16 protein-coding genes are annotated in these 20,526 nt (G+C 64.9%); 8 read left to right on the top strand and 8 right to left on the bottom strand.

Annotated features, from left to right (window positions below):
• The first annotated feature begins 11 nt into the window (after positions 1-11).
• Both QCM77_RS32260 and QCM77_RS32265 read left to right on the top strand, forming a co-directional pair.
• On the top strand, positions 12-266 hold the full coding sequence (locus QCM77_RS32260; protein WP_279660992.1) for an acyl carrier protein: 255 nt from the start codon (positions 12-14) through the stop codon (positions 264-266).
• A 26-nt stretch (positions 267-292) separates the two neighbouring features.
• Positions 293-1,993 (top strand): fatty acyl-AMP ligase, encoded by a 1,701-nt coding sequence (locus QCM77_RS32265; protein ID WP_279660991.1) that lies wholly within the window; start codon positions 293-295, stop codon positions 1,991-1,993.
• A 6-nt stretch (positions 1,994-1,999) separates the two neighbouring features.
• Here the strand turns inward: QCM77_RS32265 and QCM77_RS32270 are convergent, their stop codons facing one another.
• Genes QCM77_RS32270 through QCM77_RS32280 form a run of 3 tightly spaced genes read right to left on the bottom strand, consistent with a single transcriptional unit; the run spans position 2,000 to position 5,325 of the window.
• Positions 2,000-2,962 carry a hypothetical protein gene (locus tag QCM77_RS32270; RefSeq protein WP_279660990.1) on the bottom strand — a complete coding sequence of 321 codons (963 nt, stop codon included), beginning with the start codon at positions 2,960-2,962 and terminating at the stop codon, positions 2,000-2,002.
• A 25-nt stretch (positions 2,963-2,987) separates the two neighbouring features.
• Positions 2,988-4,370 (bottom strand): MBOAT family O-acyltransferase, encoded by a 1,383-nt coding sequence (locus tag QCM77_RS32275; protein WP_279660989.1) that lies wholly within the window; start codon positions 4,368-4,370, stop codon positions 2,988-2,990.
• Between the two features lie 46 nt (positions 4,371-4,416).
• Positions 4,417-5,325, bottom strand: a complete 909-nt coding sequence (locus QCM77_RS32280) for an acyl-CoA desaturase (RefSeq protein ID WP_279660988.1) — start codon at positions 5,323-5,325, stop codon at positions 4,417-4,419.
• A gap of 272 nt (positions 5,326-5,597) precedes the next feature.
• On the opposite strand from QCM77_RS32280, the gene QCM77_RS32285 reads away from it, so the two are divergent.
• Positions 5,598-6,557 (top strand): glycerophosphodiester phosphodiesterase, encoded by a 960-nt coding sequence (locus QCM77_RS32285; protein WP_279660987.1) that lies wholly within the window; start codon positions 5,598-5,600, stop codon positions 6,555-6,557.
• A gap of 9 nt (positions 6,558-6,566) precedes the next feature.
• On the opposite strand, the gene QCM77_RS32290 is transcribed toward QCM77_RS32285, so the two are convergent.
• A complete protein-coding gene (locus QCM77_RS32290) occupies positions 6,567-8,846 on the bottom strand; it encodes a spermidine synthase (protein ID WP_279660986.1) in 2,280 nt (759 codons plus the stop codon).
• Between the two features lie 205 nt (positions 8,847-9,051).
• Here QCM77_RS32290 and QCM77_RS32295 point away from each other — a divergent pair, with 205 nt between their 5' ends.
• Entirely contained in the window at positions 9,052-10,689 is a 1,638-nt protein-coding gene (locus QCM77_RS32295) for a phytoene desaturase family protein (protein ID WP_279660985.1), read from the top strand.
• Positions 10,690-10,956: 267 nt separating this feature from the next.
• Here QCM77_RS32295 and QCM77_RS32300 read toward each other — a convergent pair whose 3' ends face one another.
• A complete protein-coding gene (locus QCM77_RS32300; RefSeq protein ID WP_462676085.1) occupies positions 10,957-11,112 on the bottom strand; it encodes a Flp family type IVb pilin in 156 nt (51 codons plus the stop codon).
• Between the two features lie 165 nt (positions 11,113-11,277).
• Between QCM77_RS32300 and QCM77_RS32305 the strand changes: the two genes are divergently transcribed.
• A complete protein-coding gene (locus tag QCM77_RS32305; protein ID WP_279660983.1) occupies positions 11,278-12,165 on the top strand; it encodes a 50S ribosomal protein L11 methyltransferase in 888 nt (295 codons plus the stop codon).
• 60 nt (positions 12,166-12,225) lie between these two features.
• On the opposite strand, the gene QCM77_RS32310 is transcribed toward QCM77_RS32305, so the two are convergent.
• Entirely contained in the window at positions 12,226-12,405 is a 180-nt protein-coding gene (locus QCM77_RS32310; RefSeq protein WP_279660982.1) for a hypothetical protein, read from the bottom strand.
• A gap of 188 nt (positions 12,406-12,593) precedes the next feature.
• On the opposite strand from QCM77_RS32310, the gene QCM77_RS32315 reads away from it, so the two are divergent.
• Positions 12,594-14,423 (top strand): aminopeptidase P family protein, encoded by a 1,830-nt coding sequence (locus QCM77_RS32315; RefSeq protein ID WP_279660981.1) that lies wholly within the window; start codon positions 12,594-12,596, stop codon positions 14,421-14,423.
• Positions 14,424-14,741: 318 nt separating this feature from the next.
• Positions 14,742-16,019, top strand: coding sequence for a multidrug effflux MFS transporter (locus QCM77_RS32320; protein ID WP_279660980.1), 1,278 nt, complete (start codon positions 14,742-14,744; stop codon positions 16,017-16,019).
• A gap of 157 nt (positions 16,020-16,176) precedes the next feature.
• On the opposite strand, the gene ligA is transcribed toward QCM77_RS32320, so the two are convergent.
• The gene (ligA, locus tag QCM77_RS32325; protein ID WP_279660979.1) at positions 16,177-18,324 is read right to left on the bottom strand and encodes an NAD-dependent DNA ligase LigA; all 2,148 of its coding nucleotides are present in this window, start codon (positions 18,322-18,324) and stop codon (positions 16,177-16,179) included.
• Positions 18,325-18,444: 120 nt separating this feature from the next.
• Between ligA and QCM77_RS32330 the strand changes: the two genes are divergently transcribed.
• Positions 18,445-18,732 (top strand): GIY-YIG nuclease family protein, encoded by a 288-nt coding sequence (locus QCM77_RS32330; RefSeq protein ID WP_279660978.1) that lies wholly within the window; start codon positions 18,445-18,447, stop codon positions 18,730-18,732.
• 93 nt (positions 18,733-18,825) lie between these two features.
• On the opposite strand, the gene recN is transcribed toward QCM77_RS32330, so the two are convergent.
• Positions 18,826-20,514 (bottom strand): DNA repair protein RecN, encoded by a 1,689-nt coding sequence (recN, locus tag QCM77_RS32335; protein ID WP_279660977.1) that lies wholly within the window; start codon positions 20,512-20,514, stop codon positions 18,826-18,828.
• Between the last annotated feature and the right edge of the window lie 12 nt (positions 20,515-20,526).

Raw genomic sequence — 20,526 nt, forward strand, 5'->3', positions numbered from 1 at the left:
TGGGAAATGACATGACACGCGAGCAGATTTCGGATTTCTGCGTTACCGCCCTGGCGAATATCCTGCGAATTTCGAGCGACCGCGTCGACACCGGCACGAAATTCAACCGTCTCGGCCTCGATTCGGCGATGCTGGTCTACCTGATGATGGAACTCGAGGAGAAACTCGACCTCGAACTGTCGACGGACGACTTTTACGACCATCCGACTGTCGAGGCCTTGTCGCGATTTCTCGCCGACAAGCGCGCGATCCGCACCGCCGCCTGAGGGCGGCTGAAGCCGGCGCAATCCACATGGAAACCTTCCGCTCGCTCGTGGCACTGCTGGCCCGGCGCGTGGCGGAGCAGGCCGGCGACCGCGCCTATGTCTTCGTCTCCGATCGCGGGACGGAGGAAGCTGTCCTCACCTTCCGCCAGCTGCATCACTCCGCATTCACGCTCGCGTCGCGCCTGACCGCGGCCGCGCGGCCCGGCGACCGCGCCATCCTGGTGTTTCCGCCGGGCATCGAGTTCATGGTGGCGTTCTTCGGCTGCCTGATGGCCGGCATCATCGCCGTGCCGATGATGATGCCGCGGCGAAACAGTGCCCGCGATGCCAGCTCCGCGATCCTCGCCGATTGCACGCCGGCGCTGGCCCTGACCAATTCGGCCGTCGCGCTCCGTGGCGATCTGCAGGCCCGCTTCGCGCAGGATAGCATTCGCTGGATCGAGGTCGATCTCGCCGCAAGTGAGGACGTAGCGGTCGGCCTGCCCGAGCCGGCGCCGGACGACATCGCCTTCCTGCAATACACCTCCGGCTCCACGTCCGCGCCCAAAGGCGTGATGGTGAGCCACGCCAATCTGCTCGCCAATCTCGAGATGATCCGGCTCGCGCTCGGCAACACCAGACAATCGACCTATGTCAATTGGGTGCCGCTCTATCACGACATGGGGCTGATCCTGAACGCACTCCAGGCACTCTATGTCGGGGCGACCTGCGTGCTGATGGCGCCGAACGCGTTCATGCAGCGGCCGCTCGGCTGGCTGCGCGCGATCTCGCATTATCGCGCGGAAGTGGCGTGCAGCCCGAATTTCGGCTTCGACCTCTGCGTCAGCCGCTATCGCGCCGGCCAGATGGAGGGCGTCGACCTGTCCTCGCTCAGGATCGCGCTGAACGGCGCAGAGCCGGTGCATGCGGAAACCATCGAACGGTTCGTCGAAACATTTGCGCCGCACGGTTTCGACCCGCGCGCGATGTATCCCGCCTACGGCATGGCGGAAGCGACGCTCCTGATTTCCGGCGGAAGCCGCGGCGGCGGTCATGTCACACGCAGCGTGAGCCGCACGGCACTTCAGGCGCATGCGGCGGAGGCGCCTTCCAACGCGGAAGATACGCAGGTCGCCGTCGGCTGCGGGCGCGCACTCACCGGCGAGCGGATCGCCATCGTCGAGCCGGAGCGCCGGACGCGGCTGCCCGCCGACCGCGTCGGCGAGATTTGGGTCAGCGGCGCCAATATTGTCCGCACCTATTGGCGCAACGACGAGGCGACGCGTGAGGGGCTCAATGCGCAGATTGCCGGCGAGGACGGGCCGTGGCTGCGCACCGGCGACCTCGGCTTCGTCGACGGCACAGGCGAATTGTTCGTCACCGGTCGGATCAAGGACCTCATCATCATCCGCGGCATCAACCATTATCCGCAGGACGTCGAGCGCACGGTGCAATCGCTCGACGGAGCTTTGCGTGAAAACTGCGGCGCGGCGTTCTCGGTGCAGGACGAGAGCGGCGAAGAGGCGCTCGTCATCGTCCAGGAGATCGAGCGCACCGCGCGCCACTCGATCGACACCGAAACGATCATGGGCCGAATCCGCGAGGCGGTCGCCGACAACCACGAGCTCTCCGCTCGCCACATCGCGCTGATCCGACCCGGCGCGCTGCCGAAGACCACCAGCGGCAAGATCCAGCGCAAGCTGGCGCGCAAGCTCTGGCTCGACGGCGGTTTTGAGCAGATCGGCTGAGCCGGCTCAGAAATCGATCTTCGCGCTCTCCCCATCGCGCAGGCTCGCAGCGATCCCCTGCTCGATCTTGCGTGCAAGGATTGGGCGATAGTGGATGAAGTCGGCAAAATTGGCGCGGTCGCGCGTGAGATCGTTGTCAACCCGATAGCTGATGAAATTGCTGCGCGGCCGGCCCGCGACCACCTTTCTCAGCGCGGCGTCGCAGGCGCTGCGCTCCAGGGCGGTTTCCGTACCGGGCTTCGGCACAGTGGTTGCGAAGGTCGGCGGCACGATGATCACGACGGGCACATCGGCCGGCAATGTCCTGACGGTATCTGCCAGCACAGCGATCTCGGGAAATGTCGCCCGCATCTCGGCGGACAAGGACGGCGCCGGATCCCTGGGCCAGCCGACCTCCTTGAATTGACCCGGCGGCCAGATGTCCTCATAGCTGACAAAGCCGTCCGGGTTCATCCGCGGTCGCCGGCCAAGCCCGATACAGATGCGTTGAAAAGCCTGCTCGATCGCCTGCCAGGAGATCAGACGTGCAGCGTAAGTGACGACGCTTCGGTCATAGAGCCAGTCGGGAAATGGGACGCCGCCCTCCTCCTTCATCCGCGCATGCGCGCACCAGCCGGGGTCGGCCACGATCACCAGCGCGCCGACCTCCCTGTGATTCCGGAGGAAGAAGTCCAGCACCGCGAGCTCCTGGCGGGGAAACGCACCGGTCATGTAGAGCTGCACGAACCGCAGGCCGGTCGCGCGCGACAATTCTGTCGGCTCGATCATCTGCGCCGTCGAATTGCCTAGGATCGCGGCATTGAAATCCGGATTCCTGGCGCGGCTCGCGGCCGTGATTTGGGTGAGGCGGTTGTCGACGCCGTCGATACCGAGCAGGCCGAGCTTGCCGCTGTCATAGGGATCGACCACCACCATCAGTGCGAGCACCAGCAGCGCAGCGCCGATCAGCGTGCCCAGACACGCGAGCAAGCTCCGGCCCCAGCCGGGGTCCGTCTCAGAACTTGAAGTAGACGAACTCATGGAGATCCCTACCACCCATGTGGAGCAGCAATGCGAATAGCCCAAGACCGAGCAGACCCGCGAGCCACGGATTGGGACGGCGCGTGAGCGCCGCCACGATGTCCTGGCTCGCCGGCAGCAGGAAGGCGAAGAGCGGCGCTGCGATCAGCGGCCACAAATGCTTTCCGCGATCGAGCGGCAGCGGCGAAACCAGTCCGCAGAAGACATGCCAGGCCGCCTCCACCGATCCCGCGCGGAAGATCACCCCGGTCGCGAGCACGAACAACACGGTGAGTGCCCAGCCGAGCCATGACGGGAACTCCGGGCCATAGCGGCGCCACAGCGTGCAGGCGACCAGCGCAAGCCCGTGCAGCACGCCCCACAGCACGAAGGTCCAGCTCGCGCCGTGCCACAGGCCGCACAGCGCCATCGTGATCATCATGGCGCCGAAGAACTGGACCGGCAGCCAGCGCCGCGGCAGCAGGCGCAGATTGACCAGCGGATAGAACACGTAGTCGCGCAGGAACAGCATCAGGGTGATGTGCCAGCGCTGCCAGAAATCCTGGATGTTGGTCGAGCGCAGCGGCGCATTGAAATTGTACGGCAGCTGCACGCCGAACAGGAGGCCAAGCCCGATCGCGATGTCGGAATAGCCGGAGAAGTCGAACAGGATCTGGAAGGAGAAGCAGAAGGCGAGCCAGGCATCGCCGCTCGGGAGCGGCGCGTTCGCTGCCTGCACGTAGATGGGATCGAGCAGATGCGCGATGCTGTCGGCGATCACGACCTTCTCGAACAGGCCGATCGCGATGAAGCAGGTCGCGACGCAGAACTGGCGCTGCCAGCCTGGAACGTAGACCTGCCTGCCGAACTGATGCATCACCTCCGACCAGCGCACCAGGGGGCCGGCGATCGCCTGCGGGAAGAAGGCGATGTAGAGCGCGTAGCGGTCGAACGCATAGAGCGGCGCCCTGCCGCGCTTCAGATCGACCAGATACATGATGTGGTGGAAGGTGAAGAAGGAGATGCCGAGCGGCAGCCCGATGTCGAGCGCCGGCAGCGTCGTACCCAGTACGAGGCCGAGATTGGCGAGAAGGAAGTTGGCGTATTTGAACAGCGCCAGCACCGCGAGATCGAGCACGATCACGAGTGTCAGCAGCGCCGGCCACTTCACGCGTCCATAGGCGACCGAGGCAAGCCAGTTGATCGCGATCGAGCCGATCAGGAGCAGGATGAAGAACGGACTGCCCCAGGCATAGAAGGCGAGCGACAGCGCGACCTGCACGCCGATGCGCAAATGCGGATAGGGATCGGCCAGGCGGTAGATCAGCAGCGCCGCCGGCAGGAAGACCAGGAGAAAGGGGTAGTCGTTGAACAGCATCGGATCAAAGCCGCGTCATCGCCGGCATTGCGCCGGGCGATGATGCTCAGCCCGTTTCCAAATCGGGCGTCACGTCGCCCGGCTGCCGCGACATGCGCCGGGCGATCTTCTCTTCGCTGGGCACCTTGACGTCCCAGGCGAGTCCGAGCGCTTCCAGTGCGCGGATGAAGATGAAGCCGGGATCGAACTCGAACCAGCGCAGGCCGAAGGCGGCGGAATACGGAAAGGCGTGATGGTTGTTGTGCCAGCCCTCGCCCCAGGCGAGCCAGGCCATCACGCCGAGATTCCGGCTGTTGTCATCGCGGGTGACGAAGGGCTGCGCGCCAAAGCTATGCATCACGGAGTTGATGGCGGACATGGTCTGCTCGACCACGAACATGCGCACCGCGCCGCCCCAGAGCAAGCCGGTCAGCGCGCCCCACAGGCTCATCGCGGCAAGGCCGCCGATTACGGCCGGCAGCACCAAGCCGAGGCCTACCCAAGTGTAATAGTAGCTGTTGACCGCAATCAGCCTGCGATCGGCCATCAGATCCGGTACATAGTGCGCAACGTTGGGATAATCGTGCGCGATCATCCAGGTCAGGTGCGCGTGCAGGAAGCCGCGCAGGCGACCGAACGGGCCGGAGCCATGCAGCCGCGGCGAATGCAGATCGCCGTCATGATCGGACAGCTCATGGTGCCGGCGGTGCATTGCCGCCCAGGACAGCATGGGACCGCGGCCCGCCATCGATCCCATCACGACGAGGATCGCACTCATCGCTGTGGAGGTCGCGAAGGCGCGGTGGGTGAAGAGGCGGTGATAGCCGACGGTGAGGCCGAGGCCGGTGACCAGCCAGAAGCCGAGGAACAGGCCGAGCTCCATCGCGCCGATCGGGCGGTAGAACAGAAGGGCCAGTGCCAGCAGCGTGCCGACGAAGGGCAAAACATCGAAGATGATGAAATGCTGCCGCTGCATTCGATGAAAATGCCGGCTGCGGATTATTCGGTGATCGCGTTTCTGTTGCACGGGCGGGATTCCAGGGCGGCCACTATGAGTACATACCCGCACGTCGGACGCAACCCAACCCACCGCCCGAGGTTTCAACAGCCGCGAAAGCCTATACAATAGGCCAGACGTGCTAAAATGCCTTCAAAAGCGGCCCTTTTTCACTTGCCCTTCGAGCCACCATGCCGTCACGTGCTCCGACAATCTTGATGGTGCTGTCACTTCTCATTGTGGGAGAGGCCATGGGATTTGATTCGGGATTTGATTCGGGATTGGATTTGGCCTTCGACCTTGAGGCCCATCGCGGCGGGCGGGCGCTGTTGCCGGAAAACACCCTGCCGGCCTTCGCCAATGCGCTGTCGATGGGCGTGGACACGCTGGAGCTCGACGTCGGCGTCACCGCCGACGGCGAGGTCGTCGTCTCGCATGAGCGCGGGCTCAATCCCGACCTCGCGCGGGATGCGAGCGGCGCCTATGTGCCGCCTCCCGGCACGCCGTTCGTGAAGTTGCCGTTCGCCGAGGTCAGGACCTACGACGTCGGCGAGATCCGGCCGGACAGCCGTTACGCGAAGCAATTCCCCGAGCAGCGCGCCGTGCCCGGGACACGCATTCCGACCTTGAGCGAGCTGTTCGCGCTGGTGCGCAAGTCCGGCAATACACGCGTGCGCTTCAACATCGAGACCAAGATCGATCCGAACCATCCGGACGAGACGCTCGATCCGCAATCTTTCGTCTCCAAGCTGCTCGGGCTGATCGAAGCCGAAAAATTCTCCGACCGCGTCATGATCCAGTCGTTCGACTGGCGGACCCTGCTGCTCGTCCAGCAGCGGGCACCGAAGATGCCGACGGTGTACTTGACGCTCCAGCGCGGCTCGGGCCAGACGGTGGCGCTGGACAAGGCGACCAACTGGACGGCGGGGTTCAGCCCGGCCGATCACGGCGGGTCGCTGCCGCGAACGATCAAGGCTGCGGGCGGTACAGTCTGGTCGCCCTATTTCGGCGATGTGACCGCGGCACTGATCGGCGAGGCCCATACGCTCGGACTGCGTGTCGTGGTCTGGACAGTCAACAAGCGTGAGGACATGGCGCGCATGATCGAGATCGGCGTCGACGGGATCATCTCCGACAGGCCCGACCTGCTGCGGCAGGTCGCGGGCGAGAAGGGAATTGCATTGCCGGCGGGGACACCGGTGGAGCCGTAGAAGCGGCCCCTACTCCCCGTCCCGCAAACGCCGGTACAGCGCGCCCAAAATATTGGAGTAATCGTCGGTCCAGACCCGCACCCTGTCGTCGGCTTCGGTCTGCTCCCATACTTTCGACGATGCGAGCCTGCCGACGTCGGCATCCTCGCGGGCGGAAATGACGACGTCGGTCGAGAAGATGTAGTCACCATCGCGGCCGGAATCCTCGTTGTAGACCCAGCTCTTGAGATCGTTGGCATCGGCGATGCCGACCACGACGGTCTCGAGATCGAGGTGCCGGTTGGAGACGTGCATCACTACGGCGCCGTGCGGAGCGAGCTTGTCCTTGTAGATCTTCATCGCCTCTTCGGTCGCAAGATGGATCGGGATCGCATCGGACGAATAGGCATCGACGATGATGAGATCGTAGGCGCCGTCGGGCTCTTTGGCGAAGGTGAGGCGGGCATCGCCGATCACCGGCTTCAGGCCCGGCATGCAGCTCGATATGTAGCGAAAGTTCTTCGGATCGCTTGCCGCATCGACCATGGACTGATCGATCTCGAAGAAGGTCCAGCTCTCGCCCGGCTCGGCGGCGCAGGCAAGCGTGCCCGATCCGACGCCGATTGCTGCGACCTTCAGCGGCGCGCCCTTGCGCTCGCGGATCGCGGTGACGGCCTGACCGATGCCGCCGTCCTTGTGATAGTAGGTGATCGGCTCGGGCCCGCCGGTGACGGGCGTGCCGTCATTGTTGAGGAAGCGCTCGGCGCCGTGGATCGTGGTGCCGTGCATCAGGACGTGGAAATAGCCGCCGGGCGTCACCACGATCTTGTGCACGCCGAAGAAGCTGCGCACCGTGGTGACGCGGCCTTCGTCCGCCGGATAAACACGGATCAATGCCAGCGCGAGCGCGACGGTGGCGAAGATCTTCCAGCGGCCGGCGTTGACCGCCAGCGCCAGCAGCGCGGCGAGCACGCCGACGGCACCCGCCACCCAGACGCGGTGATCCTCGAACCAGGTCGAGAGCTCGCCCGCGGTGTAGGACGGCGCAACGAGCACGATGGCAAGCGCGGCCAGCGCCAGCCAGTACCATTTGACGATGCCCGCCAGCCGCTCGTTCGCGGGCGGCCGGCACAGCGCGGCAAGCGCAACCAGGATCGGATATTCGGCGATCCAGGAGAAGGTGAAGGGCGCAACGAGCCCTGCGAACAGGCCGCCGACCATGCCGCCGAACGACAGCGCGACATAGAATCCGGTGAGATATTTGGCGGCCGGCCGGGTCCGGGCCAATTCGCCGTGGCAAGCCATGGCAATGACGAAGAAGCACAATTGATGGCCGCCGAGCGTCAGCAACAGGTTCTGTTCGCCGCCGAAAGCCAGCACGAAGACGACGCCCGCGATCGCGACCGGCTGGAGCATCAGCATCCATTTGTGCGGCAGCAGCGGCCGCGACTGGAACACCACCACCCAGGTCAGCAGGTACAGCGACAGCGGCAGCACCCACAGCAGCGGCGCCGCCGCAACGTCGGTCGAGATGTGCGCGGTGACGGCGATGAGCAGGCCGGACGGCACTCCGGCGAGGAAGATCCAGCGCAGCCGCGTCAGGAAAGCGGGCGCCGGCGCATTCATATCCTCGGTTCGCGCGTCGACCATTGCCAGCTTCGGCGAGCGCAACAGCAGCACGCCGCAGGCGGCGATCAGGAGGATCAGAAGGCCATAGCCGCCGGTCCAGAGCCGGTTCTGCGTGTGCAGCGTGAACACCGGCTCCAACAGGAACGGATAGGACAGCAGGGCGAGGAAGCTACCGATGTTGGAGGAGGCATAGAGGAAATATGGATCGTGTCCGGCAGGATGCCCGGTGCGGACGAACCAGGCCTGCAACAACGGATTGTTGGCCGCGAGCGCGAAGAACGGCAGCCCGATCGAGATCACGAACAAGCTGAGCAGCCAGATCGCGTAGCCCGAGCCGGGTGGCTCGCCATAGGCGGACGCGATGCCGAGCGGCAGCGTGGCGAAGGCCGCGATCAGCAGCACGAGATGCACCACCACCGGAACGATGCGGTTCCGTATCTGCATCAACAGATGCGCATAGGCGTAGCCCGCCAGAAGCAGCGACTGGAAGAACACCATCGCCACCGACCACACCGCCGGCGAGCCGCCGAGCCGCGGCAGCACCATCTTCGTGAACAGCGGCTGCACCGAGAACAGCAATAGCGCGCTGACGAAGATCGCGGCGGTGTAGACCGTCAGCAGCAGCCGGTTGCGTGACGAGGACGGCTGCTCCGTGGCGGCGGGTTGCACGATCGAATCCATGGAAGCTCCAGCAAAAGCGTTTTCCGGCGAAATGGGCACCGGTTCGCGCGAGAAAACGCGTCGGATAACTCCTCCGGCGGGCGCCGGACGCGCGCAATGGAGCACAAGGCGCCTGAACGGGCAATAAAGCGTCTCGTGATGTTGCAGCGAGAAATGCCTGATATACAGATGTCATTCCGAGCCTGGTCGTTCAGACCGTCCCGGAATGAATGTGGAACAGCTTGACTCCTTCATGATCGAAACCGACGTCGTCATCATCGGCGCTGGCCATAACGGCCTCACTTGCGCGGCCTATCTCGCGATGGCCGGCTTGCGCGTACGCGTGGTCGAGCGCCGCAAGGTGGTCGGCGGGGCCGCGGTCACGGAGGAGTTTCACCCGGGCTTCCGCAATTCGGTCGCGGCCTACACCGTGAGCCTGCTCAATCCGCAGGTGAGCCGCGACCTCAAGCTGGCCGAGCAGGGCCTGCGCATCGTCGAACGGCGCGCGCAGAATTTTCTGCCCGCGCCCGACGGCAGCTATCTCCTCACCGGCGAAGGACGGACGCACGCGTCCGTCGCACGGCTGAGCGCGCATGACGCAAACGCGCTCGACGGGTTTTCGCGCGAGCTGGAAGATATCGCCGACGTGCTCAGGCAATTCGTGCTGCGCGCGCCGCCGAACCTGCTCGATGGTTTCGGCACGGCTGCGATCCGCGAGGCCGTGAATGCATTCCAGAGCGCCAACATCCTGCGTGGCCTGTCGCTGGAGCAGAGCCGCAACCTGCTCGATCTCTTCACCCGCTCGGCCGGCGAGATGCTGGACGAACGTTTCGAGCACGATCTGGTCAAGGCGCTGTTCGGCTTCGACGCCATCGTCGGCAACTACGCCAGCCCCTACGCGGCCGGTTCGGCCTATGTGATGCTGCATCACGCCTTCGGCGAGGTGAACGGCAAGAAGGGCGTCTGGGGTCACGCCATCGGCGGCATGGGCGCGATCACGCAAGCGATGGCGCGCGCCGCACGCGAGCGCGGCGTTGTGATCGACACCGATGCCAGCGTGCGCGAGATCATCGTCGAGCGCGACCGCGCCGTCGGCGTAGCGCTGGAGAACGGCACGGCTATCCGCGCCAAATATGTCGCGGCCAACGTCAATCCAAAGCTGCTCTATACGCGGCTGATCGCGGCCGACGCCCTGCCCCAAAACTTCCTCGACCGCATCCGGCACTGGAAGAACGGCTCCGGCACCTTCCGCATGAACGTGGCGCTGGACCGCCTGCCCTCCTTCACGGCGCTGCCAGGCGACGGCGATCATCTCAGCTCCGGCATCATCCTGGCCCCTGACCTCGGCTACATGGACCGCGCCTTTCTCGATGCCCGCACGCACGGCTGGAGCCGAGAACCTGTCGTGGAAGTGCTGATCCCCTCGACGCTCGACGACACGCTCGCGCCCGCAGGAAAACATGTCGCGAGCCTGTTCTGCCAGCATGTCGCGCCGGAGCTTCCCGATGGAACGTCGTGGGACGACCATCGCGAAGAGGTTGCCGACCTCATGATCGCGACGGTGGACAAATACGCGCCGGGTTTTGCGACAAGCGTGCTCGGCCGCCAGATCCTGTCACCGCTCGACCTTGAACGGCAATTCGGCCTGTTGGGGGGCGACATCTTCCACGGCGCGCTGACGCTGAACCAGCTGTTCTCGGCGCGGCCGATGCTGGGCCATGCCGACTACCGCGGCCCCCTGAAGGGCCTCTATCACTGCGGCTCCGGCGCCCACCCGGGCGGCGGCGTCACCGGCGCCCCCGGCCACAACGCGGCGCAGGCGATTTTGCGGGATCACCGGTCGCTGTTCGGAAGCCGTGGATAGGTCTGTGGATGGGCTGTGAAAGAGCGGTGGGTTGCCCGTCGCGGCCCGCCGGCCAAGTCGGGTACAAGGCGGTGGAAAACCTGGGGATGAGCGGCGGATAAGGCCGTGGACAACGCCCTGAAAACAAGCGGGCAGCCTGTGGGCATCCCTGTGAAAACCCGTCCCAAAAACGACTTCGCCCGCCGGGGGGCAATTCCCCCAACGGGCGCTGGTCGAAAACAACCTATGAAGAAAACAGCCCCCGCCGGGAGAAATGGGAGGCGGAAATTACTTCAAGGAGGTGCTAATCGAAGTGAACTTATCGTTCATCGTGGTGCCCAGGCCGTTCACCACGGTGATGATCGCGAGCGCGATGCCGGCTGCAATCAGGCCGTATTCGATTGCAGTTGCACCTGAATCGTCGGACCAGAACTTCAAAACCATGCGTTTCAAGTCTCGTCTCCATTTCCATTTCAAGCTGTGTTGGTTGGCCCCAACATCCGTGAATCTACTGAGTACAACCTATGATTAAGTTAATCCCTGGATTGCAAGTTATGCGGAAAATCAGGAACAAAAGTTCCAAAAATTGAGCCGAACGGAACCCTAGGGATGCATCCTGCCACCACCCATCGCGCCAGCTTTTCGATCGGCAGCGAGATCGCCGCCAAGCGCGTTGTCGACGTGCTCAATGAGGTGTTTTTCGAAGACGATGCGGCGGTCGCCGCCTTCGAGCAGCCGAACGGACAATGGGACGTCGCGCTGCATTTCGCGGATGCGCCGGACCAGGCATGGCTGCGCGAACTCGTTGCAACCTCAGCAGGAAACGAGTTCGCCGCCACGCTCGCCTTCGATACCATCGAGGCCAAGGACTGGGTCAAGGCGAGCCTCGAAGATCTCGTCCCGGTGCCGGCCGGGCGCTTCGTCGTTCACGGCAGCCACGACCGTGACCGCGTGGCACCGAACAAGCTCGCCATCGAGATCGAGGCGGCCCTCGCTTTCGGCACCGGCCATCACGGCACCACGCGCGGCTGTTTACTGCTGCTTGACCACGTCCTGAAAAGCACCCGGCCCGGCCGCGTGCTCGACCTCGGCACCGGCACCGGCGTGCTGGGGATCGCGGCGGCGAAGGTGCTGCATCGCGCGGTGCTGGCCTCCGACATCGACCCGCCCTCGGTACGGGTGGCAGCCGAGAACGCGGCGCTGAACGAAGTTGGTAACCACATGCGGGTGATCCGCGCCACTGGCTTTGCCGCCCCGGATTTTGGCAAATGCGGCCCGTTCGACCTGGTGCTGGCCAACATCCTTGCCAATCCGTTACGGCAATTGGCGGGCCCGATGACGCGCCACCTGGCGCCGGGCGGACGCGTGATCCTCTCCGGCCTGCTAACGCACCAAGCCTCCGCGGTCATTGCCGCCTATCGCGCGCGCGGCCTGGTGCCGCTACGGCACCTGCGGATCGAGGGGTGGAGCAGCCTGTTGCTGCAGAAGACCGGATGACGGCGCCGTCGCGACGGCGTTGCGCTCGCCGCCTCGCTTGCGGGCCGAGGTGAACGCGCGCTATTCCGCCGGCTTCGCGTCCGGACGCACCGTGCCCTCATCCCGTAACGCACGTCGAGCGCGGCGCTCGGCGAAACGGTCGATCAGCTGGCTGATGAGGCCGCGCGGCTTCTTTGGTATCGCCGCAGTCGGGGCGCGGCGCACCGGCGGCGAAATCTTCTCAAACGTGAATGCTGGCATCGTGTGTCCCCTCGCCGTTGAGATGAACCACTTGCTCGAATTTCCCTGTTGTCCGGACGAAGCGCAACTGCCGCATCCTGTACTCCACTCAATTCGAATGGAACTTGTTCAAGCACAGTCCATGCCAGATGCGGCCTCGAATGCGTCTACATTGCGGACTGATCGCCATGATCCTAAAGTGATCCACCATGTTCGAAGCGCATTTCCAGACATTCGAGGAGCCCGAGGCCGGTGTCGCATTGACGGCCCGGCTGGCCGCGCTCCGTGAAGAGCTCGCCCGCCGCAAGCTGACCGGCTTCGTGATTCCGCGCGCCGATCAGCAGCAAAATGAGTATGTGCCGCCGTCGGAAGAGCGGCTGGCCTGGCTGACCGGCTTTACCGGCTCAGCGGGATTGGCGGTGGCGCTGACGCATGAGGCCGCATTGTTCGTCGATGGCCGCTACGCGATCCAGGCTGCCAAGCAGGTCGATGCAAAGGCCTGGGCGGTGGAATCACTGATCGAACCGCCGCCGGAAAGCTGGGTATCGGCACACTTGAAGGCCGGTGACCGCCTCGGATTTGACCCGTGGCTGCACACTTTTGCGGCAGTCGAGCGTTTGTCCGCCGCCTGCGCCAAGGCGGGCGCCGAGCTGGTCGCCGTCGACAGCAATCCGGTCGATGCGATCTGGCAGGACCGGCCGCAGCCGCCAATTGCGCCGGTCGCGGTGCACGGGATGCAACATGCCGGCGTCACTGAAGCCGAGAAGCTGACGCAGATCAGGAGCGAGATCGGCAAACTCGGCGTCGATGCGCTGGTGCTGTCCGACAGCCATGCCGTGGCCTGGACCTTCAACATCCGCGGCGCCGATGTCGCGCATACGCCGCTGCCGCTGTCCTATGCGCTGGTGCCGAAGGACGGCCGTCCGACCATCTTCATCGACCACCGCAAGCTCTCCAACCTGACCCGCGACCATCTCGAGCAGTCCGCCGACGTGCGCGAGCCCGATGCGATGGCGCCAACGTTGATGGCGCTCGCCAAGAGCGGCGCCGCGATCGCGCTCGACAATGCGACCGCGGCCGACGCTCTCAGCCGGCTGATCACGGGCGCCGGCGGCAAGCCGGTGCGCGGCAGCGATCCGATTGCGCTGCTCAAGGCGGTCAAGAACACGACCGAGATCAAGGGCACGCAAACGGCGCACCGGCGCGACGCCGTGGCGCTGGCGCGCTTCCTCGCCTTCATCGATCGCGAGGCGGCAAGCGGCAAGCTCACCGAGATCGACGCGGTCGAGGCGCTGGAGACGTTCCGCCGCGACACCGGCGCGCTGAAGGACGTGTCATTCCCGACCATATCAGGCACGGGCCCGAACGGCGCCATCGTGCACTACCGCGTCACCCGCAAGAGCAACCGGCGGATCGTGCCCGGCGATCTCCTGCTGATCGATTCCGGCGCGCAATATGAAGACGGCACCACCGACGTCACCCGCACCATGGCGGTCGGCGAGCCCACCGGCGAGATGCGCGACCGCTTCACCCGCGTCTTGCGCGGCCACATCGCGATCGCCCGCGCGGTCTTTCCCGACGGCGCCAGCGGCGCTCAGCTCGACACACTCGCACGGCAATATCTCTGGGCCGCCGGCGTCGATTTCGAGCATGGCACCGGCCATGGCGTCGGCAGCTATCTCTCGGTGCACGAAGGACCGGCGCGGATCTCGAAGCTCGGCACCACGCCGCTGAAGCGCGGCATGATCCTGTCCAACGAGCCCGGCTACTACAAGACCGACGGTTTCGGCATCCGCATCGAGAACCTCGAACTGGTGGTCGAAGCCGACATCAAGGGCGCGGAAAAATCGATGAACGCGTTCGAGACGCTGACCTTGGCGCCGATCGACCGCCGGCTGATCGATGTGGCGATGCTGGGCAAGGACGAGCTCGACTGGCTTAACGCCTACCACGCGCGCGTCAGGGCCGAGGTGCGGCCGGCGCTGGACGAGGCGACGAAGGCCTGGCTCGATCAGGCGACGGCGGAGCTGAAGGCGTAACTTCGCTTCCGAAGCCGCATGGCACCACGCGATTTGCGCAAGGCTCGTTGCCCACCCACAGCCGTCATGCTCCGCGAAAGCGGGGCATCCAGTATTCCAGAGACAGCAAACGTATGCGGAGACGCTGCGGCGTACTGGATTCCCCGCCTGCGCGGGAAATGACACCGAATTCTTAGTGCGAGCACCGCGCCCAATTGGTCGCCATCGCGCTATTATTATAACCGTCCCGGAATCCGTATAGCCGCATTCCGAAACGCCGATATCCGTCTTGCGCGAGCACGCTACAGTCCGATTCGAATTTCTACGAGACGGACACGCATGCACGGCATGATCAGCAAATCGCCGCCAGCGGCGCAACACAACCTCGCGACCTCGCGCGTGGTGCTGCTGTTGTTGGTCGTCATGACCGGCATCGCGCCGATCTCGCTTTACATGCTGGTTCCGGCGCTGCCGGTGCTGGCGACAACATTTGGCAGCGACATCTCGGTCGCGCAGATGACGGTGTCGCTCTACATGGTCGGCATCGCGCTGTCGCAGCTCATCATGGGCCCGCTGTCGGACCGGTTCGGGCGGCGCCCGGTGCTGCTCGGAGGACTGGCGTTGATGGTCGTCGCCAGCATCGCCTGCATCTTCGCGGAAACCCTGCCGCAGCTGATCGCCGCGCGCTTCTTCCAGGCGCTGGGCGGCGCCGCCGGCATGGTGGTGAGCCGCGCCATCATCCGCGACATCTACGCGCGTGATCGCGTCGCCTCGATGATCAGCCTCGTGATCGCGGCCCTGATGATCGGGCAGATGGTCTCCCCGCTCACCGGCGGCCTGATCGAGACCGCATTCGGCTGGCGCGCCATCTTCTACGTCATCACCATCGGCGCGATCATTGTCGCCGTCGGCATCGCGGTCGCGCTGCCCGAGACGCGCCGCACCCGCGCCGCCGGCAGCGGCTTTCGCGGCGACGTCGGCATTCTCATTCGCAACCGCGCCTTCGTCGGTTACGTGATGTGCCAGGTGCTGGCCTCGCAAATCATCTTCACCTTCGCTGGCGGCGGGCCCTACATCGTGGTGACGCAGATGGACCGCAGCAGCGCCGAATACGGCGCGTGGTTCGCGACGACGGGCTTCGCCTACCTCGTCGGCAATCTACTCTGCGTGCGCTTTGCGCCGCGGCACTCGCTGGAGAAGTTGATCTGGTTCGGCCTCGCACTCCAGCTTTGCGGCAGCCTGTTGAACCTGCTCTGGAGCTTCACCGGCTGGAACGAGGCGCCCGCCTGGCTGTTCGGCACGCAGATGATCGTGATGGCCGGCAATGCCTTCGTGATGGCGAACTCGGCCGCCGGCGCGATCAGCATCCGTCCCGAGGCCGCCGGCACCGCATCAGGCGCAATGGGCTTTCTCCAGCAAGGCATCGGCGCGCTGATGTCGCAATTCGGCGCCTATCTCGGCGGTCACTCCGCGACGACGCTGCCGCTCACGTCTGCGGTGATGGCGATCTCCCTGCTCTGCGCCTGCACGATGATCTTCGTCGTCCCCCGCCGCGAGGTCGTGGTGAGCGAGACGCTGATCGAGCAGGCGGAGGAGGAAGAGAGCGGGATGATGTGAGGGGCGCGAGGTCGCAACGACTTCGGTGTCATCCCCCGCGAAAGCGGGGGATCCAGTACGCCGCGGCTTTTCCGTATTCTCGCACGGTTTCTGGAATACTGGATTCCCCGCCTTCGCGGGGAATGACGGCGGAACGAGACGCGTCAGCGCGCCTTCCTCACTCCCCGATCAGCGTCAACCACTCGTCCTCGGTCAGCACCTTGACGCCATGCTTGTTGGCTTCCGCGAGCTTCGAACCCGCGCCAGGGCCGGCGACGACGAGATCGGTCTTCTTCGACACCGAGCCCGACACCTTGGCGCCCAGACGCTCCGCTGTCGCCTTGGCCTCGTCGCGCGTCATCTTCTCCAGTGAGCCCGTGAACACAACCGTCTTGCCGGCGACGGCCGAGTTGCTCTTCGGCTTCTCGGCGTCGATGATCTCGACTTCCTGGGTCAGCCGCTCGACGATGCCGCGATTATGCCCCTCGCCGAAATAATCGGCGATGCTCTTGATCACGGTCTCGCCGATCTGGTCGAGCGCATCCATCTCCGCCATCGCCTCCTCGTCGCCCTTGGCGACCTTGAGGCTGGCGTCGTGGAAAGCGTCCCAGGATCCGTAGCCGCGTGCCAGCGCCAGCGCCGTGGTCTCGCCGACATGGCGCATGCCGAGCGCGTAGACGAAGCGCTCCAGCGCGATTTTGCGCCGGCTCTCGATGGCGCCGAACAAATTGCGCACCGACGTTTCGCCGTAGCCTTCGATGTCCTCGAGCTTCAGCTTCGAATTGCGCTTCTCCAGCGTGAAGATGTCGGACGGCTCCTTCACAAATCCCTCGTCGAAGAAATACTGGAGCTGCTTCTCTCCCAAGCCATCGATGTCGAAGGCACGCCGCGACACGAACAGTTTCAAATGCTCGATCTTCTGATAGGGACAGGCGAACTCGCCGGTGCAGCGGGCGCGCGAAGCCTCCTCGCCTGCCGCAGTCTCCCCGCGCACCACGTCGGTGTGCAGCGGGCACGGGCACTTCTTCGGGAAGTGGAATTCCTTGGCAGCCTTCGGCCGCTTGTCGAGGACGACGTCGACCACCTGCGGGATGACGTCGCCGGCGCGCTGGATCACAACAGTGTCGCCGATCCTGATGTCGCGGCCTTCGCGCAAGGTCTCGCCCTTGTTGCCGATGCCCTTGATGTAATCCTCGTTGTGCAGCGTGACGTTCTGCACGATCACGCCGCCGACACCGACCGGTTCGAGCTTGCCGACCGGCGTGAACGAGCCGGTGCGGCCGACCTGGATCTCGATATCGCGCAGCACCGTCATGGCGCGCTCGGCCGGAAACTTGTGCGCGATGCCCCAGCGCGGCGTGCGCGAGACGAAGCCGAGCCGTTCCTGCCAGTCGATGCGGTCGACCTTGTAGACGACGCCGTCGATGTCGTAGTCGAGTTTTGCCCGCTGCTCCTCGATCGAATGATGGAAGGCGAGCAGCTCCTCGACGGAGTGACAGAGCTTGGTCAGCGGATTGGTCTTGAAGCCGCAGCGCTCGAACCAGTGGATCATGCCACTCTGCGTGCCCTCCGGCATCGCGCTCATCTCGCCCCAGGCGTAGGCGAAAAAGCCGAGGGGGCGCGAGGCGGTGATGGTCGGATCCTTCTGCCGGAGCGAGCCCGCGGCCGAGTTGCGCGGATTGGCGAAGATGGTGCTGCCTTCCGCCTTCTGCCGCTCGTTGAGCGCGAGGAAGGCTTTCTTGGTCATGTAGACCTCGCCGCGCACCTCGCAGATGTCGGGGACGTTGCGGCCCTTCAGCCTCTCGGGCACGTCTTCGAGCGTGCGGATGTTGGCGGTGACGTCCTCGCCCACCGCGCCGTCGCCACGCGTCGCCGCGGTGATGAGCTCGCCGCCCTCATAGCGCAGCGACATCGAAAGGCCGTCGATCTTCGGCTCGGCGGAGAAGTCGATATTGTCGTCGTCGAGCTTCAGGAAGCGCACGATGCGGCCGACGAAGTCGCGCAAATCCTCTTCTGCAAAGGCGTTGTCGAGCGACAGCATGGGGACGGAATGCCGCACCTTCTTGAAGCGGCCTGACGGTGCGGCACCGACCTTCTGCGACGGCGACTCCGCGCTGACGAATTCCGGAAAACGCTTCTCGATCGCATTGAAGCGCTGGCGCAGCGCGTCGTACTCGGCATCGGTGACGGTGGGCGCGTCGTCCTGATAGTAGCGCTCGTTATGCCCCTCGATCTCGAGTGCGAGCCGCATGTGCTCGACCTTGGCCTGCGCCTTGGTGAGGTCGGCGACGTTGCGAAGCGGTTTGGATTCTGCTGCTCTTGCCATTATACTTGAGGTTGCGTCTCGTCGTTCCGGGATGGTCCGAAGGACCAGACCCGGAACCTCGAGATTCCAGGCTCGCACTTCGTGCACCCCGGAAGGACAGTTGGGAAGGGCTCGGGAGTCATGGCGTATTACGTCTACATCCTAGCAAGCCGGCGCGACGGAGCAATCTACGTCGGCGTCACAAATGACCTCATACGCCGTGTCTATGAGCATCAAATCAAAGCCGTTCCGGGCTTCACGGCGAAATACAACATCACGCGGCTGGTTTGGTTCGAGACTTATGATGACCCGGTCTCTGCGATATCCCGCGAAAAAGAACTGAAGAAGTGGAAGCGTGCGTGGAAGATTCAACTGATCGAGAAAGACAATCCCAAATGGGATGATCGCTACGAATCGATCTGCAATTAACTCCGTCATTCTGGGAGGGCCTGGAAGACCGAACCCGGAATCTCGAGCTTCCGGGTTCGATGCTTCGCATCGCCCCGGAATGACGGTGGCGACCTAAGCCGTCGCCGCTCTGAGCAGCCGGTCCGCGGCAGCCCTCGCCTCGGCCGTGATCTCGGCGCCGGCGAGCATCCGCGCGATTTCCTCGCGGCGGTGGTCGGCGGCGAGCGCATTGACGCGGGTGGCGACGCGCTTGCCCTTGTCGAGGGCATCCTTGGAGATCAGCAAATGCTGGTCGGCACGGGCGGCGACCTGTGGGGCGTGGGTTACGGCCATCACCTGGACCTTGCCGGCGAGCCGCGCCAGCCGCCCGCCGATGGCGTCCGCGACCGCGCCGCCGACGCCGGTGTCGATCTCGTCGAACACCAGGGTCGGCGCCGAGCCGCGGTCGGACAGCACGACCTTCAGCGCCAGCAGAAACCGCGACAGCTCGCCGCCGGAGGCGACCTTCATCAGCGGACCCGGCTTGGTGCCCGGATTGGTCTGCACCCAGAATTCGACGCGGTCGAACCCTTGCGGCCCCGGCGCGGTCTCGTCGGTCTCGACCTGGGTCATGAACTTTGCGCGCTCGAGCTTGAGCGGCGCGAGCTCGGCATTGACGGCCTTGTTGAGCTTCTCGGCCGATTTCTGCCGCGCCATCGACAGCTTCTTGGCGGCGGCCGCATAGCGCGCATCGGCCTCGATCGCCACCTGCTCCAGCTTTTTCAGCCGCGAGGCGCCGGCATCGATCAGAACGACATCGGCGGCATATCTGGCGGCAAGCGCGGCGAGCCCGTCGACCGGGGTCGAATATTTGCGCGAGGCGGCGCGCAACGCGAACAGGCGCTCCTCGATGCGCTCGAGCTCTGAAGGATCGAAATCGGTCGCGGCAAGCGCCGCCTGGAGATGCTGGTCGGCTTCCTCCAGCGCGTTGATCGCGATGTCGATGGCCTTCACCGCGGGCTCGACCAGCGCCGGCGAATTGACGCCGCGACGTTCCAGCCGGCGCACGGCGGCCGACAGCGAGGCGACCGGCGAATGGTTGCCGCCGACCGCCTCCTGCGCTTCGCGCAGGTCGGAGGCGATCTTCTCGCCCTGCATCATGGTGGTGCGACGGGAAGCCAGCGAGGTCTCCTCGCCATCCCTGGGCGCGAGTTGCTTCAACTCGTCCGACGCGTGGCGGAGGTAATCGGCTTCGCGCGCGGCGCGCTCCATGCCGGTGCGATGCTGCTCCAGCGCGGTATTGGCGGTGCGGCGTGCGTCCCAGAGCGCTTCGACCGCCGAGACATCCTTTTCGAGGCCGGCAAAGGCGTCGAGCAGGCGCCGATGGGTGGCGGCGTCGACCAGCGCGCGCTCGTCGTGCTGGCCGTGGATCTCGACAAGGGCAGCACCGACCGCCTTCAGCGTCTGCACGCTAATCGACTGGTCGTTGATGAAGGCGCGGGTGCGGCCGTCGGCGAGCTGGACCCGGCGGAGAATCATCTCGCAAGAATCTGCAATACTCGTGTCGTCCAGCCCGTTCTCGGCGAGGATCTTCGCTGCGGGGTGATTCTTGGGGATATCGAACACGGCGGTGACCTGCCCCTGCTCCGCGCCGTGGCGCACGAGGCCGGCATCGCCGCGGCCGCCGAGCGCCAACGCAAAGGCATCAAGCAGGATGGATTTGCCCGCACCGGTCTCGCCGGTCAAAACCGCGAGGCCCGTTGCGAATTCGATATCGAGCCGTTCGATCAGGACGATGTCACGGATCGACAGACGCGCCAGCATGGAACTCTATTT

The sequence above is a fragment of the Bradyrhizobium nivariense genome, assembly GCF_029846695.2.
Classification (GTDB): Bacteria; Pseudomonadota; Alphaproteobacteria; order Rhizobiales; family Xanthobacteraceae; genus Bradyrhizobium.